Genomic DNA, 1,499 nt, shown 5'->3' on the forward strand with positions numbered 1-1,499 from the left:
AAGCAAAGAGCAGAAAGCCAAGCTTAAAGCCTTATCTGCTGAGCAGGTGAGTGCAAGCGAGTTGGCAGGCGAAACGATTCAGCAGAAACTGACCAAGGCGGTGGGTAATAGTGCTGCAATCGGTGGCCTAAAAGTTTCTACAGAAAATGGCTGGTTTGCTGCAAGGCCATCGGGCACCGAAGATGTTTATAAAATCTATGCGGAAAGTTTTGTCAGTTCAGATCATTTGAAGAAAGTTCAGAAAGAAGCAAAAGCGCTTGTGGATGAAACCATCAAATAAGGATTAAAAAGCTCTGAGTCATGACTCGGAGCTATTTAATGAGTAAGCTATACTAAAAGCCTACGACTAAGGAGTTGTCTGATGAGGGTTCCTGATAACAGTAATATCGTCATTTTTGGTGCCTCGGGAGACTTGTCGTTTCGCAAGCTTATCCCGGCTTTGTTCCATTTATATGTCACTAGACAATTGCCTGATTGTTTCTTTATTTTGGGTGTTTCGCGCAGTGCTTATGACTCAGATAGTTATCGTGAGGCTTTGTTAAAGTCGCTAAGTGAAGGTGCAAACCTTGATTCGCATACTGTCGAAGATTTTCTCCAGCACGTTTATTACTTGTCTTTGAATACCTCCGATGTCACGGAATACTCCAAGCTAAAGCTTACCTTGAATGAGCTGTATGCGCGCTACCAGACACCGCACAATACTTTGTTTTACATGGCGATGCCGCCAAGTATGTTTACCGTGATCCCTGATTGCTTGTCAAAGAGTCAATTGTTGGATCAGTGTGAAGGCTGGAAGCGCATCGTGGTCGAGAAGCCTCTAGGTTATGACTTGGAATCTGCAATCGAGCTAGACCATGGTTTGCATTCCTATTTTGATGAATCCCAGATTTATCGTATCGATCACTATTTGGGAAAAGAGACCGTTCAAAACCTACTGGTTTTTCGCTTTGCTAATGGCATGTTTGAACCATTATGGGATAGAAATTATATTGATTATGTTGAGATAACCGGCGCAGAGAAATTAGGTGTTGAGTCTCGGGGTAGCTATTACGATGGCGCAGGTGCCGTGCGCGATATGTTTCAAAACCACTTGCTGCAAGTTTTGGCGATGGTAGCGATGGAACCGCCAGCAGTGATCAATGCCGACTCAACGCGGAATGAAGTGGTGAAGGTTCTACAGAGTCTAAAACCACTTAGTCAGGCCGATTTAGAGAATAACCTGGTTTTAGGGCAGTATACGGAATCCTTAGTTAAAGGTAGTGCTGTTCCAGGTTATCGGGATGAGGAAGGTGTTAGTCCAGATTCCAGAACTGAAACCTACGTAGCCCTTAAGCTATTTATTAATAATTGGCGTTGGAATGGAGTTCCTTTTTATATTCGAACAGGGAAGAGCTTGCCAACGCGAGTGACGGAAGTTGTTATTCACTTCAAACATACACCACACCCTGTTTTTGGGCTGAATGCACCGGCAAATAAACTGGTGATACGCATTCAGCCAG

General features: G+C 43.9%; 1 protein-coding gene and 1 pseudogene. Both read left to right on the forward strand.

Annotated features, from left to right (window positions below; translation table 11 throughout):
* Window positions 1-280, forward strand: a pseudogene (locus tag A3763_RS21035) (phosphoglucomutase, alpha-D-glucose phosphate-specific); the annotation flags it as partial.
* An 81-nt stretch (window positions 281-361) separates the two neighbouring features.
* A partial coding sequence (gene zwf / locus A3763_RS21040) for a glucose-6-phosphate dehydrogenase (RefSeq protein WP_068760449.1) occupies window positions 362-1,499 on the forward strand: 1,138 nt, incomplete at its 3' end.

This window comes from Oleiphilus sp. HI0128, assembly GCF_001635365.1.